The sequence below is a fragment of the Streptomyces europaeiscabiei genome (assembly GCF_001550375.1).
Taxonomy (GTDB): Bacteria; Actinomycetota; Actinomycetes; order Streptomycetales; family Streptomycetaceae; genus Streptomyces; species Streptomyces europaeiscabiei.
In genome coordinates, this window is the sequence record NZ_LRTR01000758.1 from 64,463 (window position 1) to 85,965 (window position 21,503).

At 70.1% G+C, this 21,503-nt stretch carries 17 protein-coding genes and 3 pseudogenes; 8 read left to right on the plus strand and 12 right to left on the minus strand.

Features of this window, described 5'->3' with window-relative positions:
• Positions 1–50: 50 nt before the first annotated feature.
• Together AWZ10_RS37305 and AWZ10_RS48865 are read left to right on the plus strand one after the other, a co-directional pair.
• A complete protein-coding gene (locus AWZ10_RS37305) occupies positions 51–704 on the plus strand; it encodes a TetR/AcrR family transcriptional regulator (protein WP_060893227.1) in 654 nt (217 codons plus the stop codon).
• Between the two features lie 63 nt (positions 705–767).
• Positions 768–926: pseudogene (locus AWZ10_RS48865) on the plus strand (FMN reductase); the annotation flags it as partial.
• 740 nt (positions 927–1,666) lie between these two features.
• On the opposite strand, the gene AWZ10_RS37310 reads toward AWZ10_RS48865, so the two are convergent.
• The 4 genes and pseudogenes from AWZ10_RS37310 to AWZ10_RS37320 all read right to left on the minus strand — a co-directional run bounded on the left by AWZ10_RS37310 (position 1,667) and on the right by AWZ10_RS37320 (position 4,144).
• Positions 1,667–2,296, minus strand: coding sequence for a transposase (locus tag AWZ10_RS37310; protein ID WP_060893228.1), 630 nt, complete (start codon positions 2,294–2,296; stop codon positions 1,667–1,669).
• 82 nt (positions 2,297–2,378) lie between these two features.
• Positions 2,379–2,516: pseudogene (locus AWZ10_RS56275) on the minus strand (hypothetical protein); the annotation flags it as partial.
• Positions 2,482–3,546, minus strand: a complete 1,065-nt coding sequence (locus AWZ10_RS37315; protein WP_078935186.1) for a ParA family protein — start codon at positions 3,544–3,546, stop codon at positions 2,482–2,484. The gene AWZ10_RS37315 and the pseudogene AWZ10_RS56275, both read right to left, overlap by 35 nt.
• Before the next feature lie 412 nt (positions 3,547–3,958).
• Positions 3,959–4,144, minus strand: coding sequence for a PIN domain-containing protein (locus tag AWZ10_RS37320; protein WP_005483504.1), 186 nt, complete (start codon positions 4,142–4,144; stop codon positions 3,959–3,961).
• 79 nt (positions 4,145–4,223) lie between these two features.
• On the opposite strand from AWZ10_RS37320, the gene AWZ10_RS37325 reads away from it, so the two are divergent.
• Entirely contained in the window at positions 4,224–4,511 is a 288-nt protein-coding gene (locus AWZ10_RS37325) for a lantibiotic dehydratase (RefSeq protein ID WP_020113666.1), read from the plus strand.
• A 13-nt stretch (positions 4,512–4,524) separates the two neighbouring features.
• On the opposite strand, the gene AWZ10_RS55340 is transcribed toward AWZ10_RS37325, so the two are convergent.
• Together AWZ10_RS55340 and AWZ10_RS54395 are read right to left on the minus strand one after the other, a co-directional pair.
• Complete coding sequence (locus AWZ10_RS55340; protein WP_020113665.1) at positions 4,525–4,647, minus strand: hypothetical protein; 123 nt, start codon at positions 4,645–4,647, stop codon at positions 4,525–4,527.
• Positions 4,626–5,021, minus strand: a complete 396-nt coding sequence (locus AWZ10_RS54395; protein WP_020113664.1) for a hypothetical protein — start codon at positions 5,019–5,021, stop codon at positions 4,626–4,628. The genes AWZ10_RS55340 and AWZ10_RS54395 overlap by 22 nt, the downstream gene beginning before the upstream one ends.
• A 674-nt stretch (positions 5,022–5,695) precedes the next feature.
• On the opposite strand from AWZ10_RS54395, the gene AWZ10_RS37335 reads away from it, so the two are divergent.
• Both AWZ10_RS37335 and AWZ10_RS37340 read left to right on the plus strand, forming a co-directional pair.
• A complete protein-coding gene (locus AWZ10_RS37335; RefSeq protein ID WP_020113663.1) occupies positions 5,696–5,911 on the plus strand; it encodes a type II toxin-antitoxin system VapB family antitoxin in 216 nt (71 codons plus the stop codon).
• The gene (locus AWZ10_RS37340) at positions 5,908–6,330 is read left to right on the plus strand and encodes a PIN domain nuclease (RefSeq protein ID WP_005483500.1); all 423 of its coding nucleotides are present in this window, start codon (positions 5,908–5,910) and stop codon (positions 6,328–6,330) included. Before AWZ10_RS37335 ends, AWZ10_RS37340 begins: the two co-directional genes overlap by 4 nt.
• A gap of 518 nt (positions 6,331–6,848) precedes the next feature.
• Here the strand turns inward: AWZ10_RS37340 and AWZ10_RS37345 are convergent.
• Genes AWZ10_RS37345 through AWZ10_RS37355 form a run of 3 tightly spaced genes read right to left on the minus strand, consistent with a single transcriptional unit; the run spans position 6,849 to position 9,269 of the window.
• Positions 6,849–8,039 (minus strand): sensor histidine kinase, encoded by a 1,191-nt coding sequence (locus tag AWZ10_RS37345; protein WP_234360868.1) that lies wholly within the window; start codon positions 8,037–8,039, stop codon positions 6,849–6,851.
• 59 nt (positions 8,040–8,098) lie between these two features.
• The gene (gene cseB / locus AWZ10_RS37350; RefSeq protein ID WP_046703329.1) at positions 8,099–8,776 is read right to left on the minus strand and encodes a two-component system response regulator CseB; all 678 of its coding nucleotides are present in this window, start codon (positions 8,774–8,776) and stop codon (positions 8,099–8,101) included.
• 37 nt (positions 8,777–8,813) lie between these two features.
• On the minus strand, positions 8,814–9,269 hold the full coding sequence (locus tag AWZ10_RS37355) for a hypothetical protein (protein WP_046703330.1): 456 nt from the start codon (positions 9,267–9,269) through the stop codon (positions 8,814–8,816).
• Between the two features lie 351 nt (positions 9,270–9,620).
• On the opposite strand from AWZ10_RS37355, the gene AWZ10_RS37360 reads away from it, so the two are divergent.
• The 3 genes and pseudogenes from AWZ10_RS37360 to AWZ10_RS37370 form a co-directional block, all read left to right on the plus strand.
• Positions 9,621–12,920, plus strand: a complete 3,300-nt coding sequence (locus tag AWZ10_RS37360; RefSeq protein WP_408992865.1) for a S8 family peptidase — start codon at positions 9,621–9,623, stop codon at positions 12,918–12,920.
• A 963-nt stretch (positions 12,921–13,883) separates the two neighbouring features.
• Complete coding sequence (locus AWZ10_RS37365; protein ID WP_159014976.1) at positions 13,884–16,913, plus strand: FG-GAP-like repeat-containing protein; 3,030 nt, start codon at positions 13,884–13,886, stop codon at positions 16,911–16,913.
• Positions 16,914–17,003: 90 nt separating this feature from the next.
• A pseudogene (locus AWZ10_RS37370) lies at positions 17,004–18,113 on the plus strand (SulP family inorganic anion transporter); the annotation flags it as partial.
• Between the two features lie 120 nt (positions 18,114–18,233).
• On the opposite strand, the gene AWZ10_RS37375 reads toward AWZ10_RS37370, so the two are convergent.
• From AWZ10_RS37375 to AWZ10_RS48875, 3 genes are all read right to left on the minus strand, one after another.
• Positions 18,234–18,578, minus strand: a complete 345-nt coding sequence (locus tag AWZ10_RS37375) for an SCO4225 family membrane protein (protein WP_060893229.1) — start codon at positions 18,576–18,578, stop codon at positions 18,234–18,236.
• A gap of 62 nt (positions 18,579–18,640) precedes the next feature.
• The gene (locus AWZ10_RS37380) at positions 18,641–19,321 is read right to left on the minus strand and encodes a response regulator (protein ID WP_060893230.1); all 681 of its coding nucleotides are present in this window, start codon (positions 19,319–19,321) and stop codon (positions 18,641–18,643) included.
• Positions 19,318–21,503 (minus strand): histidine kinase (locus AWZ10_RS48875; protein WP_060893232.1); only part of this gene is annotated, 2,186 nt, incomplete at its 5' end. The genes AWZ10_RS48875 and AWZ10_RS37380, both read right to left, overlap by 4 nt.

Genomic DNA, 21,503 nt, shown 5'->3' on the forward strand with positions numbered 1-21,503 from the left:
CGGAGTGCACCGAGGGTCGGTAGGCTGCTGCGGGTAGCGAGGAGGAGGCCATGAAGTCGCAGGTCAAGCGGGTGCCCAATGTGCGGGGCGAGGGCGAGCGGCTGCGGCAGGAGATCCTCGACGCGGCGACCCGCATCCTGGAGGAGACGGGGCGCGAGGACGCACTCTCCCTGCGCGGAGTCGCCCGCGAGGTCGGCATCTCCGCGCCCAGCGTCTACCGGCACTTCAAGGACAAGGGCGACCTGGTCTCCACCGTCCTCGACGCCACCTACCGCGCACTGGCCGTCGCGATGAGGGAGGCCGGCGAGTCGGCCGCCGCCGCAGGCGCGGACCCGTGGGCGCGCGTGCGGGCCACCGTCACGGCCTACCGCAGGTTCGCCATCGACAAGCCCCGCCGCTACCGACTGATGTTCAGCCTGGAATACGAGCCCGAGCGCCGCCCCTCCGCCGACCATCCCATCGGCACCGTGCTCCAGGCGTGGACCGATACCGCCGACGCCTACCTCATCGAAGCGGCCCCCGGCCGTCGGGCGGAGGCGCAGGACTTGGGCATCCACCTGTGGACCGCCCTGCACGGCCAGCTCGTCCTGTGGCGCACCCTGCCGAGCCCCGTCGCCGGCAGCGAAGACGTCCTGATCGAGCTGGAGGAGTCCCTGCTGCGACGCCTGCTCCCGACACCGGAGACTCCGAGCCCTACTGAGTGACAGGCCAGGAACACTCCCTGCTCCCGGAAGACACGCGGGAGCGCCCGATCACTCGTTGAGCGCGGCCAGTTCGGCGGCGTCTGGGCGCAGAACGCGACCCGCAAGGCCGCGGGCATCGTCGGCGCCAGGGTGCTGGAGGACGCCAAGCCGTCCATCGCCGGTTCCGTGGTCCGTTTCGCCGAGACGCACCCCCACGGCGAGGCCGCGTCCGTCGCCGCCTGATCGATGTGCGCATGATGGAGGGCCGATCCCTAGAAACCGCCCATGGGCTCCGGCCCTTCTTCCGGTTCCCGGCCTCAGCCCGGCTCGCTCTTTCCCGTGACTGAGCTGTGTGCGAGAACGTGCTGCTGTTCGAACCTGTCCCGTCCGCCGAACAGAGCCGCTACCGGTGCACCGGCTGCGGGCACGGCTGAGACCGGTACTCGGCGGGACATTGGAAGCAACAGCTCGCAATAGGCGAGAGAACCGGAGGCCGGCACACATACGCATCCGCAACCACGGCGGTCCTGGGTTCGAGACACCGGAACGCGGAATCCTCCCGAGGCCCGTGGCCCCAACCCGAGACCACTCTCTCGGGAGTCGTGCCCACAGCGTGCCCGTAAGGACGGAAAATCACGGTCAACAGCGGTACGATCTAACCCACACGACCACCCCAAGAATCAGGTAACTGCGCTGGTCAGAGCCATAGAACCCACCCAAGCGCCGTCGCTTCCCAAGCTGAGAGCGCGAGTTCGATTCTCGTCACCCGCTCCAGAATGAAACCCCAGGTCAGTGGCCTGGGGTTTGTTTGTTGTCTAGACCAATTCGGGGGTTGCGTGCCCTCCGCGTGCCCTAAGGGGTCACGCACCCCTTTACCGGACCCTCGGGCGTCACTTTGCCCCTCCAGCCCACGACCGCCTCACATAACGAGGCGCATTTCATGTGACCCGCAGCACAGGTCGAGCAAATGGCGACCAAGTCGCTTACGCAGAGGGACACTTGCGCGGCGCTGGTATGGCCGGGCGGTTCACCATGCCCGGTATGACCACCAGGTACGACGGTTCCCGAAGACGCCGAACGACGGCGCGCTGTGGTCGCCCCACGCAGAAGGGGACGCCGTGCAAGCTCCCGCGGGAGATCGGCAAGGGCTGCCGGCACCACGCCACCCGAGGGAACCTGTCGTCAAGGCGTTGCAGCAGTTCGCGGGCGTCGTTGCCCACCTGCTCCAGGCGGGCGACGGGGTGGCTGGGCTGGGAGCACAGGCGAACCGGCCGGCCGTAGCGTTGGGCCCATTCGGCGGTGACCGGCTCATCCAGCACCTCTGGCACGTCGCGGGCCACCTCTTCCAGCACGGCGCGGACCGCCTCGCACGCCAGGTCCAGGCGGGTCGGCTCCCGTGCGGCGGACAGGACGTGGGGGGAGTCGGTGCGCTGCGTGACGCGCCCCTTGAGCAGGCCGGCCCGTCGGATCCGGGTGAGTGCGAGGCCCAGCAGCCGGTCGGCGCGGTCGCCTTCGGCGAGTCGGTCGCGGAAGGCGGACAGGACGCTGTGGTGGAAGCCGGGATCGTCCAGGTCCAGTCCGAGTGCGTAGGTGAAGTCGATTCGGCAGCGCACCGCCTCGGCGGCCTGGCGGTCCGGAGAGGTTCATCGCGTACTGCAGCACGCAGACGGTGGCGAGCTGGGCGGGTGAGAGCTCAGGGCGGCCGTCACGCGGGTACCAGGCGGTGAAGTCCTCGTCACTCCAGAGGCCGTCGAGGCGGTCACGGATCCACGTCGCGGTGGTGCCCTTGGGGTTGGCATTACTCCAGGGAATCCGGGCAGTAGTCGCACCCACACTCGTTGAGATACGGGACCGTCCACATGCGCCTCGTCACCTCCCGGTAGTCCACGGAGGCCACCGAGTCGGGCAGGAGGATCGGCAGGGGAACTGCGTCCTCGTAGATCTTCTCGGCGTCTGCCGAGTACCGGATGCAGGGCAGCATCACGGAGCTGTACATCGCCTCTGCCGCGGCCGTGCCGCGGCGGGCTGCCACCTGCTCGGGCCAGGTCAGCGGCTGCGTGCCGGTGAGGATCAAGTGCTTGAGTGTCGGCCGGCCGGGGACGGACCGGCTGCCGCGCTCCTTGTCGCGGACTCGCTCCAGTTCGTCCGTGAGCCGCTTGACCAGCTTGACGGCCTTGGGGTCGGCCTTGATCGACGGAATGACGGAGTCCTCTTCGTCCAGCATGCGCAGCACGGAGTAGGGCATCTTGCCGTAGCTCGCCGGGAAGTCCAGGTAGAAGACCGAGTCGATGCCTTCGTAGGAGTGCAGGATCTCGGCGAACCAGTCGTTGCGGTCCGCGTCCTCTGCGATGGCCAGGTCCGCGCCGGCCATGGCGGGGCTGCCGGGCACGACGCGCAGGTTCTCGATGGGCTCGAAGTCCTCTTCGGGGTCGTCGCCGTCGCCGATGCGGTAGCGGGCGGGCAGCGCGACCTCGTCCAGGGTGGCCCTGCCGTGGAGCAGGTCGATCGCGGTCTTCTTGCCCTTGAGGGCGGTCTCGTCGTAGCCGAGGACGGTGGTCGCCGACATGTTGCTGTCGAGGTCGAAGACGACGCCTGGGTAGCCGTCCAGGGCGGCAGTGACGGCCATGGACGTGGCGCTGGTGGTCTTGGTGGACCCGCCGCCTTCGATGATGTACGCCCAGATGAGGGGCCAGTTCCGGCCCTGGGGGCGGAAGGAGGAGTCGACGGTGTGGAGCCACCACATAGACGACAGCTCCAGGGTGTCCCCGCTGCGGTCCGTGTCGGTGTACGGGACCTCTTCGGGAGCCACTTCGGGCTTGGACTCGGCGCTTTCACGCTTCGGCCGCGGGAGCTCGCCTGCCATGAGATCTCCAGGACTGCGGTGGGCACGGGGGGCGAGACTAGCGTTTAAGGACCCTTCACCGCCCAGATTTTGCGCTGGATACGGCGGGAGGTGGCTCGCTCCTGGATGGCGGGGTGGATCGACAACGCCGCGTTGACGCTTCGGTGTTGGCCCGGGTGTCGCGCGTTTCCACTGGAAACGCAAAAAGGGCGCTGGCCTCCAAAGCGATGGAGGCCAGGGCCCTCGTCTGCGCGTGCTCAGCCGCGTCAGGCTGCCCAGGTGGCGGGGGTGCCCGCGTCGGGGTTGGGGATGTCGGCGGCGAAGCGACGGTGTCTTTCCGGACTCGTGCCCCTGCCGGCTTCCGCGTTCTCCCTGATTGCCTCGATCGACTCAATCGCCGCCTTCGGCTGACGTCGGCGGGGGAGGAAACGCGTCAGGCAATGTCGCGGACATGGTGCTCGGTCAGGTCGGATGCGTGCCGGGCGCTGTACAGGAACTCGGCTCGCTGCACGTAACAGGATGCGATGCCCCCCGCGTCGATCGCTTCGTACCAGGCCGTCTGAAGTTTTGGGTCCCGGAGCAGCCGGACCAGGCCGGACGTGTCGAGCAAGTAGATCACCGGTTGCGCTTCTCCGCCTGGTGCAGACGCTCTGCGTCCTCGACAGCACCCCACTCGCGGCACCGTACTGAAGCGGCCGGTGTTGGCCACGACCCGCCGCGACGAACACATCCTCGCCCTCGCCCAGTCGGCGGCCCTCAACGCTCGGCGCGAAGTCGTCCTCACCGAGGAGGACATCGAGGCCATGTCACTCGGGGAACCCACGCAAGTACCCGCGCACGTCGAACTGTGCTTCACCGTGCTGTCCCCCTCACTGAAGGACCTGGAGCACGGCCGGTTCGAACTGGTCACCGCCGGCCTGTCCCTCGCGGCCGGCACCACCACGGGCCGTTTCCTGACGATGCTGGACCAGTCCTCACGGTCATAGCTCTGCAGCACGGTCACAGCTCCCTCGCGTACGTGTCCTGGTACGCCGCCCTCCCCCCGAACACGTTCAGGCTCACGTGCCCGTTCGTGTACGTCGTGTCCGTGACGTCGATGATCAGGGTGCCGTCGAGGAACACCCTTCGGAGGAGGCGCGCCAGAGGAGGGAGAGGGCGCCTCCGGTGGCGGGGTGGGGGCCGCCCAGGCGTACCAGGGTGGTGAGGTCCGGGTCCCGCACCGTGCGGGTTGTTATCGCGTTGGAGTCCTTGCCGAAGCTTCCGGCGCGGCCCGCGCTGTTCGTCGACCAGTGGCCGGCGGGGGTGATCGTCAGCCTGCCGAGGTCCGAGCGGAAGTCGCCGCCGGTCGGGGCGGTCGGGAGTGGCTTCACCTTGTCCGCCAGGCGGTAGGCGCTGTCCAGGTGGTGCACCTTCAGCGACTCGATGCGGGCGGTGCCGCCCTCGGCGTAGAAGGACATGCCGTCGGCGTCGGGGGTGGGGAGGATCAGGCTGGTCACCGCCGCCAGGCCGTCCGCGCCGAACGCCTCGACCGACGAAAAAAGGTGCCGTTCCAGTCGCCGGTGAAGTACTGGGCGGCCGAGCCGTCCGTGGCGCGTACGGCCCCGTGCCCAGGGTGAGCGCCCACTTCACCATGTCCTCGTCGCCGTAGCCGAAGGAGCTGCCCTGGGTCCAGGTGAGGAGGTCGGTGGAGGCGAGGAAGCGGATGTGATCACCGCCGGAGACCACCATCAGCCACTGGTCGTGGGCCTCGTCGCGGATCACTTTCGGGTCGCGGAAGGTCCAGCCCGCGTCGGGGCCTCCGGGATTCCGCACAGCCGGGGCCGAACCGCCGTGCAGCTGACCGGGGGCGGAGGCGAGGCGGGTCCCGGAGGAGCGGTCCAGGAGGACGACCCTGTCGCGGCCTGCCTTCAGGCGGGCCTCGTAGCGGCCGGTGGCGAGATCGGCGGCGACGGTGTTCTCGAAGGAGACCACGCCGGACACCCGCCGCGACCGCGAGCCGGCCGGTCGTGTGGGCCGAGTCCCGGGCGGTGATGACCGGCGCGTACCCGTCCGGTGAGAGGAAGTCGGTCTGCCAGTGCACGCGCAGTTCGTCGCCGTCGGCTTCGAGGCGCGCTGTGCATGGATTCAGATATAATCGATGGCACTGTTGATATCCATGGAGGTGTTGTCGATGAGCCGAACCGTGATCGACCTCGACGATCAGCTGGTCGCGGACGTGGCCAAGGCCCTGGGTACCAGCACCAAGAAGGAGACGGTGAACACCGCGCTGCGCGAGGTGCTGGAGAACCGGCGGCGGGCCCTGGCGCTCACCCGTCTGCGGGCGTCGGCCGAAGAGGGCGCCTTCGACCTCGATCTCTTCGAGGACAAGGGGAACTACCGCCGGTGAACGCCGCGCAATACCTGATCGACACGAGCGCGCTCGCCCGCCTGCTGCGCGGCGACGCCGAGCAGTACGGATGGGACCAGGCGGCAGCCGCCGGACTCATCGCCACCTGCCCCGTCACCGAGCTGGAGTTCTTCTACAGCGCCCGTTCCGCCGCAGACCGTGCACAAGGCATCGAAAACATGCGCCTGCTCTTCGGCTGGGTACCAGTCGACGATCGCGCCTACGACCGTGCCTGGCGGGTCCAGGAGGTCCTCACCCAGCGCGGACAGCACCGTAGCGCCGGGGCCGTCGACCTCGTTGTGGCCGCCACGGCCGAGTTGCAGGGACTGACGCTGCTCCATCGCGACCGGGACTTCGAGTGCATCGCCGCAGTCACCGGCCAGGCGCTCCAGTGGTACGGCCCCGAAGCCGGCAAATGAACGCCTTCGCCCAAGCCCTGTGCACGCGCGAAGGAGTATCCCAACCTGACGTCCGACCGAGCCCAACCCGACACCGGTGCCGTCCGCGCATACGCTCTGCCCATCGGCTCCTCGCGCTCCGTGCCCATAGCGTGCCCGTACGAGCGGAGAATCACGGCCAACAGCGGTGCGATCCGACCCGCACACCACCCGAGCACGAGTCATCTGTGCACGTCAGAGCCATACGGCCACCCAAGCGCCGTCGCTTCCCAAGCTGAGAGCGCGAGTTCGATTCTCGTCACCCGCTCCATGCGAAACCCCCAGGTCAATGACCCGGGGGTTCTTTGTTGTCCAGACCGGTGCGCGGGTGGCGCACCACAACCGCACCATAAGGACTCGGCTAGGCCCCGGTGGCCTCCTCCTGTGGTGCGTTGAGTCGCCGGTGTGGTTCTTCGCACGCTCGGCGCGCACCATCTCGTCAAGGGAATGGCCACCGCCAAATCGCGCCTAACCGGCCCGCTCGACCCGCCTCGGGCGGACTACTCCGTCGGCAGCCGAAGCTCCGTCTCCGCGCCCCCCTCCGGACGGTTGCGGAAGGTGAGGCGGGCGCCGAGCAGGCGGGCCTGGCCGGTCGCGATGGTCAGGCCGAGGCCGGTACCGCCGGTCCGGGAGCCCGTGCGGAAGCGCTGGGGGCCGGAGGTGTGCAGCACCGCGAGCAGATCGGGCGGGAAACCGGGGCCGTGGTCGCGGACCCGGACCACGGCGCCGTCGACCTCCACCTCCACGGGCGGGGCGCCGTGCCGCAGGGCGTTGGCGGCCAGGTTGGCCAGGACCCGCTCGACACGGCGCGGGTCGGTGGCCACGACCGCGTCGGTCACGACCTTCACCCGCACGCCGTCGAGCCTGGCGACCGCACGCCGGGTCATCGCGCTCACCTCACGCTCCTCGATCTCCACCGCAGCCATCTGTGAGTCCAGCCGGGCCACTTCCAGCACGTCCTCCACCAGCCCGCGCAGCTTCTGCACGCTGCCCGCAACCAGGTCGGACGCCCGGCCGGGCGGCAGCAGGCCGACCGCCGTCGACATGCCCGCGATCGGCGTGCGCAGTTCGTGCGCGATGTCGGCGGTCACCCGGCGCTCGGCCTCCAGACGGGCGCCGAGCGCGTCCGCCATGGTGTTGACGGAGGCGGCGAGCCGGGCGATCTCGTCGCGGCCGTGGGGGCGTACCCGGGCGTCGAGGTCGCCGCTGGCGATGCCTTCCGCCGTCCGCGCGGCGGCCGTGGCCCGCCGTCCCATGCGCACCCCCAGCAACAGTCCGGCCAGGGACACCAGGACGGTGACGGCCGCGCCCGTGACGAACAGCGTCCGGTCGAGTGCGGCCAGGGACCGCTCCTCGGGGGCGTACGAACGACGGATCGCGAGCACCTTCCGGTCCGAGACCCGGGTCGCCGCCCACAGCACCGGACCCTCACCGCCCTGCTGCAGGTAGGTCACCCGGACGTCGTCGCGCACGGCCCGCGCCACCGGGCCCGGCACATCAGGGGGGTCGAGCCTGGCGTCCGACCTGCGTCCGTCAGCGTGGTCGCCGGCGGCGCTCAGCAACTCCTGGTCCAATCCGGAGCGGGCGGTGGCCAGTTGGTCCGCGGCGGTGGTCCGGTGCACCAGCACCCCGATCGTCCCTGCCACGCACAAGGCGGCGCCGGCGACGGCCAGGGCGACCTTCGCTCCCACGTTCAAGGTGGCTGGTCCCAGGGCTGGTCTCATGGCGCGCGGCCTCAAGGCGGGCCGTCTCATGGGCGCAGCTTGTAGCCGAAGCCGCGCACCGTCTCGATCCGCTCCCGGCCGATCTTGCCGCGCAGGCGCTGCACATGGACGTCCACCACCCGGGTGTCACCGGACCAGGCGTAGTCCCAGACCCGCTCCAGGAGCAGGTCCCGGGAGAGCACGGTCCCCGGCGCGGCGGCGAACTCGCTCAGCAGCTTCAGCTCGGTCGTGGTCAGCGCGAGCGGTTTTCCGTTCCGGCGCGCGGTCAGGGACACCGGGCAGAACTCCAGGTCCCCGAAGCGCAGGCGCGGGCTCTGGTCCGGCTGCCCGGCGGGTGCCGCCCGGCGCAGCAGGGAGCGGATGCGGGCCACCAGGACCGGGCCGTCGAAGGGCTTGGTGACGTAGTCGTCGGCGCCTGCTTCCAGGCCCATCACCACGTCCACCGGGTCGTTGCGGGCCGAGATCAGCAGCACGGGCACTCCCGACTCCTCGCGGATACGGCCGGCCAGGCTCACCCCGTTGAGGCCGGGCAGCATGATGTCGAGGACGGCCACGTCCGGATGGCGTTCCCGGAAGAGCGCGAGCCCGGTCAGGCCGTCGGCCGCGGTACGGACGCGGTAGCCGCGCTCCTCCAGCGTGAGCCGCGTGGCCTCCCGGATCAGCTCGTCGTCCTCGACCAGCAGCACATCCTGAGCAGCGTGCATCGCGTTCCCTTTCCGGCGGTCCTCTCCCGTGCCGTTCTCAGGCATCCGGTACGTCCAGGTCCGTATCGTCGCTGCCGCTCGCCCAGAACGGCGCCGGGGGGTGTACGGGGGTGAGGGTCATATGGCTGTAGAACGCCACGTCCCCGCGCCTGACCGGGTTGCTCAGGACGACCTCGACGCGGTAGCTCGGCGGGGTGTCGTCGCCGTCGGGGCAGCCGGACACGCAGGTGAAATCCGTCGCGACCCCGGTGGCGAGCGCCCGGGACGAGCCCCAGACCCGCCACGTCACCTCGTCCAGGGACACCCGCCGGGTCGGGAGGACCTCCACGGGGCGCTGCCAGGCCCGGCCGAAGGAGTCCGTCATGTACACCGGCCCCGTCCAGGGGATCTTCGTCGCCGCCGGGCCCTCGACGTGGACGCCGCCGTCCACCCCGCCGCAGCCGGTCAGGCAAGCGGCCAGCAGGGCGCGCGGCACGAGTCGGCGAAGCCGCATCCCGTGCTCCTTCCGCCGTGCCGCCGGGTCATGTGGAGATCGCTTCCGCAATAGCCGGAAGCCATGCTACGGCCGGGCGGTCCCGGCCCTTCGGAGGCGGCAGCGGCGTCGACGTCCCACGGCCGCCCCCCGGCTCGGAGCAAGGCCACGTTTCCCCCACCGTCATCCGAGAACAGCTACCTGACCTGCGCATGTAACAACCGCCCGGCGATCCGTCATCGACATCGATACGTCGTCGCCGCACAGCCGACGAACAGCTGTGCGTCCGGATTCCTACCGTGGCTCCGATCATTGCCACCCGGCACTCCAGCCCTGGGGGAACCTTTGCGCAGAAAAGTGAAAGCAGCATGCGTGGGCACGGCCGCGGCGACGGTGGCGGCGGTCCTCGCCGCGGGACCGATCGGCACCGCACAGGCCACGCCCGTGCAGGCCGGTACGGCGGCGACCTCCGCCAAGACCAAGGAATCGGCCGGCACACACCGCCTCACCCTCGTCACCGGTGACCGTGTCCTCGTCGACGCCAAGGGCGGTGTCGTCGGCATGGAGCGGGCCAAGGGCCGCGCGCGGGTCCCCGTGCAGATACGCAAGGCCGGCGGCCACACCCTCGTCATACCGACGGACGCCGCCCGGCTGATCGCGAACGGCAGCCTCGACCAGCGGCTGTTCGACGTCACCGAGCTCAACAAGCCGGACAACCGCAGGAACCAGCGGGGCGGCCCGAAGGTCATCGTCGGCTACAAGGCCACCGCACGCTCCCTCAAGGCCGCGGTCCGGGGCACGGGCATGGTCCACCGGACCTTCGAGTCCCTGGACATGGACGCCCTCCAGGCACCCACCACACAGACGCCGGAGCTGTGGGACGCCCTCACCAACGATGGCGCCCTCGCCCCGGGCATCTCCCACGTCTGGCTCGACGGCGTCCGCAGGGCCAGCCTCGACAAGTCGGTGCCGCAGATCGGCGCACCCGCGGCCTGGGCCAGGGGCTACGACGGCAAGGGCGTCAAGGTCGCCGTCCTGGACAGCGGCCTCGACAGCAGCCACCCCGACCTCAAGGGCCAGGTGCTCGCCACCAAGAACTTCAGCACGTCCGCCACCACCGAGGACCGGGAGGGCCACGGCACGCACGTCGCGTCCACCATCGCCGGAACCGGCGCCGAGTCCGCAGGCACGTACAAGGGCGTCGCCCCCGGAGCGAAGCTCCTCGTCGGCAAGGTCCTCGACGACCAGGGACGGGGCGACGACGCCGGCATCATCGCGGGCATGGAGTGGGCCGCCAGCCAGGGCGCCGACGTCATCAACCTCAGCCTGGGCGGCGCCGACACCCCGGGTGTCGACCCGATGGAGGCCACGGTCAACAGGCTTTCGGAGACCAAGGGCGTCCTCTTCGCCATCGCCGCCGGCAACGAGGGCGAGCAGGGCTTCAAGACCGTCGACTCCCCGGGCAGCGCCGCCGACGCGCTCACCGTCGGCGCCGTCGACGGCCACGACGAGGTCGCGGACTTCTCCAGCATGGGTCCGACCGCCGACGGCGCCCTCAAGCCGGACGTGACCGCGCCCGGCGTGGACATCACCGCGGCCGCCGCCAAGGGCAGCGCCATCGCCAAGGAGGTCGGCGAGAAACCGCCCGGCTATCTGACGATCTCGGGGACGTCGATGGCGACCCCGCATGTGGCGGGCGCCGCAGCCCTCCTCAAGCAGCAGCATCCCGACTGGACGTTCCGCGAGCTGAAGGCCGCACTCGTGGGCTCCGCCAAGGGCGGCGACTACACCCCCTACGCGCAGGGCTCGGGCCGCGTCCAGGTCGACAAGGCGATCGGCCAGAACGTGTTCGCCGAGACGACCTCGGTGGGCTTCCCGGTCCAGCGGTGGCCGCACAACGACGACACCCCGGTCACCAGGAAGCTGACGTACCGCAACGCCGGTACGAAGGACATCACGCTGGCCCTGTCGAACAAGGCATTCAACCCCCGGGGCGAGGCGGCCCCGCACGGCTTCTACACCCTGGGCGCGAAGACCGTCACCGTCCCCGCCGGCGGCACGGCGTCCGTGGACGTCACCGCCGACACCAGGCTGGGCGGCGGGCTCTTCGGCGGCTACTCGGCCTATGTGACGGCCACGGGTGACGGCCAGACCGTCCGCACGGCGCTGGGAGTCGAGCGGGAGGAAGAGGCGTACAACGTCACGCTGAAGTTCATCAACCGTCCCGGGCAGCACCCGGTCCACTTCACCACCCTGTTCCGGGACGAGCGGAACGCCCCCATGTTCGGGGACATGTCCACCGGCGACACGGTCACCCTCCGCGTCCCCAAGGGCCGGTACATCCTCGACTCGCTCAGCGTGAAGGACCCGAACTCGACCGAGGGCGGCGTCGACTGGCTGGTCCGGCCCGTGCTGAGCGTCGACAAGGACCGGACGGTCACGCTCGACCTGAACAAGACCCGGTCGGCCGACATCACCGTGCCGGACAGGAAGGCCAAGCCGCTCCAGGCCATGGTGTTCTACGAGCACAAGGCCACGCAGGTGGCGAACTACGTCGTGATGCCCACCTTCTCCGACCTCCGTGTCGCGCACGTCGGCCCCGAGATGCCGTCCAACCTGGCACAGGTCTGGTCCGGGCAGTGGACCAAGGGCAAGGGCACCGAGTACAACACCCTCGACGGCGGCGAGGTCAAGAAGATCACCGGGACGCACGCCCACCACTACAGGGCGAGCGAGTTCGCCACGGTGAAGGCCGGTCTGGGCGCGTCGACCCCGGGAAAGACCGGGGTGCTCGCCCTGGCCGGCACCCTGCCCCTCATCAACGGCATCCACACCCCGCTGCCCCAGAATCTGCCCGCCACCCGGACGTACTACCTGTCCACGGGCGACGGCGCCAGGTGGTACTTCGACTTCCAGCAGTTCTCGGGGAAGAAGGACGCGGACGGTGCGCCGATCGTGGAGGCCGAATCCACCTCCGGTGACTACCTGGGGCTCACCGGTGGCAAGACCTACCGGAAGGCGTTCGACACGGCGGTGTTCGCGCCGCATGTGATCCCCGGCCTGTCCGGTGTCTTCCACGGCCCCGACGGGATCTACGGCCAGCTTCCGCTCTTCGCCGACGGCCGGCGCAACGAGGCGGTCTCCGGCCTGACCTCGGTGCGCACGACGCTCTACCGCAACGGCAAGAAGGTCGGGTCGAACGCCGACCCGCTCACCGGCGCCAGTACGTTCGAGGTCCCGGCCGGCGAGGCCGAGTACACCCTGACCACGTCGGCCAGGCGCAGCGCCAAGGTCCAGGCCGCCTCCACCCGGGTCGACGCGAGCTGGACGTTCCGCTCGAAGCGGCCGTCCACCGACCTGCCGACCGAACTGCCGGTCTCCACGGTGCGCTTCGCGCCGAGGACGGGCCTGGACAGCCGGGTCAAGGCCGGCCAGAAAGTCACCTACCCGGTCACCGTCGAGGGTGCGGCGAGGGGCCGGAACCTCAGGTCGCTTGCGGTGCACGTGTCGTACGACGACGGCAGGACCTGGAAGAAGACCGATGTCCGGAACGGAAGGATCACCGTGAAGAACCCGGCGAAGGGCAAGGGCATCTCCCTCCGTGCCAAGATCATTGACAGGAAGGGCAACACGTCCACGATCTCGGTGTACAACGCGTACTACGGCAAGTAGGCCATGGTTCGCTGACGTGGGTCGCTGAGCGGGTCGGTCTGCCGGAAGCGCGGTTTCCGGCAGACCGACCCGTCGTGCGCTCGGCGACGCCCGGTCGGATCGCGGGCCGAGCAGGTGTGCGGCCGCACGACCGAGATCCCGTATGTGCACCCGCAACGGCACACTCGAGCCGACCCGCGATACCCAGGAGCCCGGACACCATGAGGGGCGGAGGGCTGCGGATCCCCGTCTTCCCGCGACGCCGTGCCCACAGCATGCCCGTAAGAGCGGACAACAACGGTCAACAGCGGTGCGGCCCGACCCGCACGATGAGCCAGAGCGAAGGCATATACGCAGGTCAGGTCCATGAAGCTCGGCCAAGCGCCGTAGCTTCCCAAGCTGAGAGCGCGAGTTCGATTCTCGTCACCCGCTCCACGATGAAACCCCAGGTCAGCGGCCTGGGGTTTGTGTTGTCCCGAAGGTTGTCCAGCAAGTTCCGGCCCGTCAGGCGCACAAAGATTGGGCACGCGGAGGGCACGGGTTCCGGACGGCAGCCGTACACGCAACGCCTCCAGCCTCGGAAGCCCGGCTTGACCTGCGGATTCGTGGTTCGGGCCGACACCCCTCCACGTCAGGAGACCTCAGCCTGCTGTCTTCCGCAAGTCTGAACGTCGGTGTGTGCACAGCGGCGATGACGCTGACCGAAGTCCCTGAAGCCCGCATCACGGGTGCGGCGCGTGCATCCCGGGTTCTCCGTCGCAGCCTCGGCCCACCCACCACTCCCGGACTCGGAGCAGACCCGTCCAGAGCGAGTGCGCCGGCGCGCTGCGACACGGGTCGGCCAACCGGCTCAGCAAGGTCATGCGTCTTCAACCGATGCTAGTATCCGCCCGCTTGTTCGGGGGGATGGGGCCCTCCGTCGGGGAGGGGAAGCAAGTGACTCGTCATATGTTCGTGCGTGGCTCCCTTGTCACGCTGATCGGGTTGGCGCTCTCTGTGTCCGCGCTGCCGCTGGTGGCGCCTGCGCACGCGGATGCCGCGACGGAGATCATCGTTCCGGCCACCATGCGCACGACTCCGCGCACGGCGTATCTGCAGAGCGCGGGGGCTTCCGGCTTCCTTGAGCACCGCTCCACCGCTGACGGTTACGGCCTCTGGTGGACCAGCTACGACGGCAGCCGAAAGCCGGTGGAAGGTGGCGAGCAACTCGAACCGCGCACCGCGGGCTCGTACGGCACCGCTTCGGACGTCGTCGCCCTGCGCCCCTCCCAGAGCAGTGGTGGACAAGTCGTGCTCCGGGACATGGGAACCGGTACGACGGAGACGGTGGCCATCCCGGCGGGCCAGCGCTATATGCAGACGTATGGACGTACTGTCCTGACCAGCACGTCGACAGGTGGGGAACGGACTGGGCTGTTCCTGCTGCGCAACGAGAACGGCAGCACGGTGCAGAGGCCGATGACCGGACTCCCGGACGGGACGGTCTTCCCCTTCTTTACCAGGGGTTCGGCCTCCGGCATCCTCGTCAACTACTACAGCTACAACGGCCCGGATCGGGTCCTCCGGTACGCCTGGGTGGATACGGAGACCGGGGCCGCCACGATCCTGCCGCCACAGGTGGCGAGCACGGACACCGTGGTGGGATCCGACTACCTGGTCAGCTGGTACGGCACGTCCCGGGTGCGGGTGTACGCCGAGGGAGCCTACGACGCGCCCACTCACGAGGTCGCGTTCCCCCGCACCTCGGAGAACAAGGTCCTCGGCGTCGTCGGTGACGCACTCGTCGTCGCGCGGCGCGACAGCTCCTCCGTCTGGAGTGTGTCCGCGCTGCCCTTCGACGGCTCTGCGGAACTGCCCCTGCTCAAGCGCGCCGATCCCGCCGCCGTCGTGAGCCCCGACGGCGGCCTGGTCCTCTCCGGCGGCGAGTCCGCTCCGGACTACGGCATCGCCAAGGTCGAAGCGGGGGCCGACGGTCTTCCCCGGCCCCGCCGGATCGTGGACCTTCCCCCCGTGCCCATGGGGATCGAGTCGCTCGATCTGAGCGGTGGTGAGCTGATGACCTACGAGTCCGGCGACCAGGCGACGCACCTGTACAGCCGCTCTCTGACCACGGCGGGGGTCCTGACGGCGGGCACCCGCACGGACCGGGGAGCGACCCGGAGGTGCGGGGTCATGGCCGGGGACTACGGGGACTGTCCCAACCTGGTGGGTACGGGCGACGGCCGGGCGGTCATCCGGAGCACGGCCGGGGCGGTCTCCGTCCTGGACCGGGGCCAGTCCCTTCCGGGCACCGTGATGGGCTCGGGCCTCCAGGACAACCATGGCCTCGTGGACGTCGCGGGCAGGTACGCGGCCTGGCGTGGGCCCTCGCCCGCGGGAGACGGCCTGATGGTGGCGGATCTCGATACACGGAAAATCGTGCTCACCCGTACGGGCGCGGCCGGTGCGGTCCCCACTCGCCTGTGGGGGGAAACGCTGTGGACGGTGGCCGGGAACGGCAGTGTCACGGCCACAGAGGTGCGTTCGGGCCATACGATCACGTCGTTCCGGGTGACCGGCAGTGGCAGCAGCTGCCATATGAGCGGCTTCCAGGCAGTGGGACGCTGGGTGTACTGGGCCGGCTCGTGCAGTTCTCCGCAGGGCAGTGTGCCGAAGGCCGTCGTGTACGACACCCGCAGGAAGACGCTCATCGCCGTGCCCACCGGCGGAGAGAACCGCCTGGGCGACGGCTTCCTGATCACGCGTGACTCCACGTCCGCAGCGCTGACCCTCACGGACGTCACGAGCGGCTCCGCAGTGAGCCGGACCCTGGCGGCCAAGTCCGGGAAGTGGGACGTCGATCCCTACACCGGCCTGGTCGGCTACGTGGACTCGGCCTCCCAGGACATCCACGTCCTACGCAGTGGCATCCCCGCCACGGACATCGCGGTCCTGGGAGCGAGGACGGAACCTTCGGTCAGCCTGGTGGACTCGTCGTCCTCGTGGGACGGCACGTGGTGGCTGTCGAAGCCAGCCGCGTCGTGGACGCTCGTGCTCAGGAACAAGGCGACCGGGGCCACCGTGCGCACTCTGTCCGGTGGCGCCGCGCACGACGCGGTCCGCACGTCCTGGAACGGCAGAACGTCGACGGGCGCGTACGTGCCGAACGGCACGTACAGCTGGACTCTGACGGCGGCCCCGGCCGACAAGCACGGTGCGTCGGCCACGGCGTCCGGCTCGCTGAAGCTGACCGGTGGTGCCGCGGTGAGACGCGACCAGGTCGGGTCCGACGGCATCGGTGACCTGCTCACGCTCACCTCCAAGGGTGCGCTCTCCCTCCATCGGGGCGACGGCAGCGGGAAGTTCTCGACGAAGACCTCGGCCTCGGGCTGGCCGGCCTCGGTCACGGTGGTGCCGTTCGGAGACCTGAACGGTGACCGCTGCAATGACGTGCTCGTGCGGTTGGGCAGCGGTGCGCTGCGGGCGTACCGCCCGGAGTGCGGCAAAGCCCTGACGACATCCACGCCGTACACCACGCTGGGAGCGTCGGGCTGGAGCCAGTACGACGTGCTGACCTCACCGGGCGACATCACCGGTGATGGCCGGGCGGACCTGATCGCCCGCCAGGCGTCCAGCGGTGACATCTACCTGTACAAGGCCACAAGCAGCGGAAAGCTCTCGGCACGGGTGAAGATCTTCTCCAAGTGGTCCGGCTACAAGAAGATCATCGGCGTCGGCGACCTCAACGGTGACGGGTACGGAGACCTACTGGCGCAGGACACGTCGAACAAGCTGTGGCGGTACGCGGGCACGGCGACCGGCGGCTTCAGGGCGCGGGTCAAGGTGGCCGACAACTGGGGCGCCTCCTACAACGTCGTGGTGGGCGCCGGCGACCTCAACGGGGACGGGAGGGCGGACATCATCTCCCGCGACACATCCGGCAAGCTGTGGCGCAACAACGGCGACGGCAAGGGCTCCTTCGGTCCTCGCACCGGGATCGACGCTGGGTGGCAGGGGTACAAGGCCCTGTACTGACCGCCCGTGACAGGTCGTGTTCGAGGGAGTGCCAAGCCCCTGACCACAGAGTCGGCGAACTCACCGGGACCGAGGGATGAGCTCGTGACGCTGGTCGGCTTCGTCAACTCCCTCGCCATCCTCATCTTCATGGCGCAGGTCCCGGAGATGACGGCCGTGCCCTGGCCGGTCTACCCGCTGATCGCGGCCGGTCTGGCGCTGATGGTGTTCTTCCCGAAGGTCACCACGGTGATTCCGGCGCCGCTCGTGTCGATCGTGATTCTGACGGTCATCACGCTCGCGGCCGGGATCGCGGTGCCGACCGTGGGCGACAGGGGCGAGCTGCCCTCGTCGCTGCCGGTACCGGGGCTGCCGGACGTGCCGTTCACCCTGGACACGCTCACCACCGTCGCCCCGTACGCGCTCGCCATGGCGCTGGTCGGCCTGATGGAGTCGCTGATGACGGCCAAGCTGGTCGACGAGATCACCGACACCCGCTCCTCGAAGACCCGCGAGTCCGTCGGCCAGGGCGTCGCCAACATCGTCACCGGGTTCTTCGGCGGCATGGGCGGCTGCGCCATGATCGGCCAGACGATGATCAACGTACGGGTCTCCGGCGCCCGTACCCGGCTGTCCACGTTCCTCGCCGGCGCGTTCCTGATGGTGCTGTGCATCGTCTTCGGTCCGGTCGTCTCCGACATCCCCATGGCCGCCCTGGTCGCGGTGATGGTCATGGTGTCGGTAGCCACCTTCGACTGGCACTCCATCGCGCCGAAGACGGTGAAGCGCATGCCGGCCGGGGAGATCACCGTCATGGTGATCACCGTCGCCTGCGTGGTCGCCACCCACAACCTCGCCATCGGCGTGGTCGTCGGCTCGGTCACCGCGATGGTCATCTTCGCCAAGCGTGTCGCCCACCTTGCCGAGGTCACCGCCGTTGCGGACCACGACGGCACCACGGTCGTCTACCGGGTCACGGGCGAGCTGTTCTTCGCTTCCTCCAACGACCTCGTCGGCCAGTTCGACTACGCCACCGACCCCGGCAAGGTCGTCATCGACCTGTCCGCCGCCCACATCTGGGACGCCTCGTCCGTCGCCGCCCTGGACGCCATCGAGAACAAATACGCCCAGCGCGGCAAGACCGTCGAGATCATCGGCCTGAACGAACCCAGCGCCCGCATCCACAAGACGCTCAGCGGCGAGCTCGCCGGCGGTCACTGACCGCTGCAGCCGAGGGTTGCGGGGAACCACGGGGAACAGCGGGGAAGCAGGCAACCGTCAGCCAGGCGCGCGTGTGTCCTTCCGCCGCAGGTCAGGGCGGGAACGAGCCCTGGATGCCCTTTACTCCGTGCGGTCGCCGCGACGCAGTGCGCGGGTGCACCAGCCGATGATCGCGGCGTTGACCGCTGCCCCGAGAGCGACGGCGACGATGGCCATGACGATGTTGTCCGGCAGCACGAGGAGTACGAGGCTGACGGGGGCTGTGGCAAGGAGCGGGATGACGCCTGCCATGGACGCGTCCGTGCTTTCGCCGGCGGTCACCACCACTGCCCACACGAGCAGGACGGCACAGACGCCGAGGTAGGCGAGGCCGACGACGCCGACGTGGTCGCGCAATCGGCGGGTGACGGATCGGCCGGTATCGGTATCGGTATCGGTATCGGTATCGGTATCTGTACCGGTCATGGGGATGGACTCCTTGGTTGCGTCGGTTGCGTCGGTTGCGTCGCGGTGGTCGGTCGCGGTGGTCAGAGGTGGGTGCCGGGCGGGTTCGGGCGGGCGAGGCCGAGGTCGTACGCGAGGATCGTCGCCTGTACGCGGTCGCGCAGGCCGAGCTTGCGGAGCAGCGCGTTCACGTGGGACTTCACGGTGCCTACGGTGATGCCGAGTTGCTCGGCGATCTCCGTGTTGGTGAGTCCGGCCGCGACCAGGGTGAGGACGCCCCGCTGGCTGCCGGTCAGGCTGTCCAGTTCGGGGGAGCTCCCGACCGGGACCGCGGCGGGTGGTCCGGACGCGTAGTGGCCGATGAGGCGGCGGGTCGCGGACGGGGCGAGTACGCTCTCGCCGGCCGCCACCTCCCGGATGCCCTGCAGTAGTTGGGAGGGAAGTACGTCCTTGAGGAGGAAGCCCGAGGCGCCGGCGCGCAACGCGTCGAAGACGTACGCGTCGAGGTCGAAGGTGGTCAGGACGAGGACGCGGGGCGCGTTCTCCCGTCCGGTGATGATGCGGGTGGCGGCGATGCCGTCCAGTTCGGGCATGCGTACGTCCATGACGACGACGTCGGGAGCCAGCTCTTCGGCCAGCCGCACCGCGTCGGCGCCGTCGGCGGCCTCGCCGACGACCGTCATGTCCTCCTCGGCGTCGATCACGGCGGCGAACCCCGCCCGTACGATGCCCTGGTCGTCGACGACCAGCACGTTGAGGCTCATCGTTGTCTCTCCTCGTTGTCCTGCGCGACGGCGAGTGGCAGCCGGAGGCGGACCGTCCCCCGCGGGCCGGTGGTCACGGTGCCGCCGAGCGCCGCGATCCGCGTGGTCAGCCGCTCCCGTACGGCGGAGTCGGCGGCGCGGGGCACTCCGGTGGCCGTGAGCGTCAACGTATCGTTGTCCACGTCGAGTTCGAGCATCGCGGGCTCCTCGCCGCCGGCCGCGAGCACCGTCTCGGCGGCGCGGTAGGCGGCCAGGTCGACGGCGGTGGGCAGTCGTTCCGGTACGCGGTCGGTCAGCCGTATCTCGATGTCCCGGCCGGTGGCCCGGAGTTGGTGGGCGAGCAGGTCGAGCGCCTGGAGGGTGGGCTGCGGCCGTAGTTCGGCCCCTGTCTCGCTCTCCCGGACGGTGTCGAGCAGGGTGCGCATAGCGGCCAGGGCCTCGCGTGCACGGGTCGCTGTCGCGTCGAGTCGGCCTGCCTCCGCCTCGGTGACCATGTCGGCGGTGCGGGCCAGGACCGTGGTTTCGAGGCCGGCGGCGATGCGGCGGCGCTCGGTCCAGGCATCGCGGACGGCCTCCTCGGTCCAGGCGGCAAGGCGTTCGTCGTGGGCGCGACGGTCGGCTTGTCGGCGCCGGGTGCGCAGGCGTCCGGTCAGGTGAGCCGCGGTGCCTGTGAGGGTTGCGCCGACCGTGGTTCCCGCGATGACCGTCCAGAGGGGAGCGGCCGTACCTCGGTCCAGCATCGCGATGGTGGCGGCCGCGGCGTGCACCAGCACCGTGAGGAGAAGGGTCGCGACGTGGCCGAGGGCCGGTGGGGGCTGGTCGCTCCCCCGCTCATCCTGGGCCCCCGTCGCGGCCGAGCCGTCCTTCGACACAACTCCGCTCCACTTGCGTGGCGTTGTGGTTCGGGCCGGTTCCATCGCGAGGGCCGCGCACGTGGCCAACAGGCTCAGCGCGGGCGGGAGGAGGACAGGGCCGCCGTAGTTGCCCACCGCCATCGCCACCGGCCACAACAGCGCCAGCCCCAGCAGCATCCCGTACGCCGTCCGCGGAGCCCTCCGCAGCCACAGCAGGGCCACCGCCTGGCCCGCCGCCAGCAGGGCGAAGAAGACCCCCGCGGATACCCGCGTCGCGCTCGACGTCTCCTCGGCCCGGATGATCAGCACGGGCAGCAGCGGCTGCAGGACCATGCCCGCCGCCGCCACCACCTGCGCCACCCGGTAGCTCCTCGGCGTCGGCGGTTCCACCGTCGTGACCGTCCGGCCCGGCAGTTCCGCCCGTACCTCCCAACCGCCCTCCGCCGTCGGGCCGCTGTGCACCGTGCCGCCCGCCTCCCGTACCCGGGAGCGCAGGAAGCCCTGCCCGCGGCCGCCGCCGAGTCCCGCACCGTGCGCCACCGCACCGGCCGGCGGAGGTGTGCTCGTGACCGCGACGTCGGTGCGGGTTTCGCCGTACCGGCACAGCACTTTCGTATGCGCGCCGGGGGCATACCGTGCCACGTTGGTCAGCGCCTCGCGCACGATGCCGTACGCCACCTCCGCGACGGCGCCGTCCGGCAGGGGGTCGATCTCGCAGTCCACCCGCTGGCCCAGGCGCCGGAACCCGGCGACCAGGTCCAGCAGCCGCTCCTCCGGTGACGGCACCTCCCCGCGGGAGGGCGCCGGCGCTCGTACCGCGCCGAGCGCGCGGGTCACCTCACGGCCGGTCCCGACCGCGAACTCCAGGGCCTCCTCGGCCAGTTCGGGACGGCGGTCGCGCAACCCGAGGGCCGCTCCCGCCGTGACCACCACGGCCGTCAGATGGTGGGCGCTGATGTCGTGCAACTCCCTTTCCATACGGCGCCGTTCGACCGCCGGGAGCCGGTGACGCTCGGACTCGGCCCGCTTCAGCAGCTGTTCGGCGGCTCGCCGTGCGCGACGGGTTCGCCGTACGCGCTGGCCGGCGCCGCACACGGCGGCGTACAGCAGAGCGGTCAGGACGAGGTCGAGCCCGTCGCGGTCGCTGAGCCCGTGCAGGCTGATGCCCTGCAGAAGCTGCCAGGCGGCCAGCGCCACCACGCACAGCACGGCGGTGAAGGCGTCGCGTTCGGTCGCCACGGTGAACAGCGCCAGCGCGACACCCGCGGTCCCGAGCACCGCCATCGCCCCGGCGGGCAGCGGTCCGGCACCCAGCGCGCAGGCGGCGG

Bases quoted from the DNA above. Each gene is read 5' to 3' on its own strand.
- AWZ10_RS37305 (WP_060893227.1), top strand. From the start codon at position 51: ATGAAGTCGCAGGTCAAGCGGGTGCCCAATGTGCGGGGCGAGGGCGAG.
- AWZ10_RS37315 (WP_078935186.1), bottom strand. From the start codon at position 3,546: ATGGCAGGCGAGCTCCCGCGGCCGAAGCGTGAAAGCGCCGAGTCCAAG.
- AWZ10_RS37335 (WP_020113663.1), top strand. From the start codon at position 5,696: ATGAGCCGAACCGTGATCGACCTCGACGATCAGCTGGTCGCGGACGTG.
- cseB (WP_046703329.1), bottom strand. From the start codon at position 8,776: ATGCACGCTGCTCAGGATGTGCTGCTGGTCGAGGACGACGAGCTGATC.
- AWZ10_RS37355 (WP_046703330.1), bottom strand. From the start codon at position 9,269: ATGCGGCTTCGCCGACTCGTGCCGCGCGCCCTGCTGGCCGCTTGCCTG.
- AWZ10_RS37375 (WP_060893229.1), bottom strand. From the start codon at position 18,578: ATGACCGGTACAGATACCGATACCGATACCGATACCGATACCGATACC.
- AWZ10_RS37380 (WP_060893230.1), bottom strand. From the start codon at position 19,321: ATGAGCCTCAACGTGCTGGTCGTCGACGACCAGGGCATCGTACGGGCG.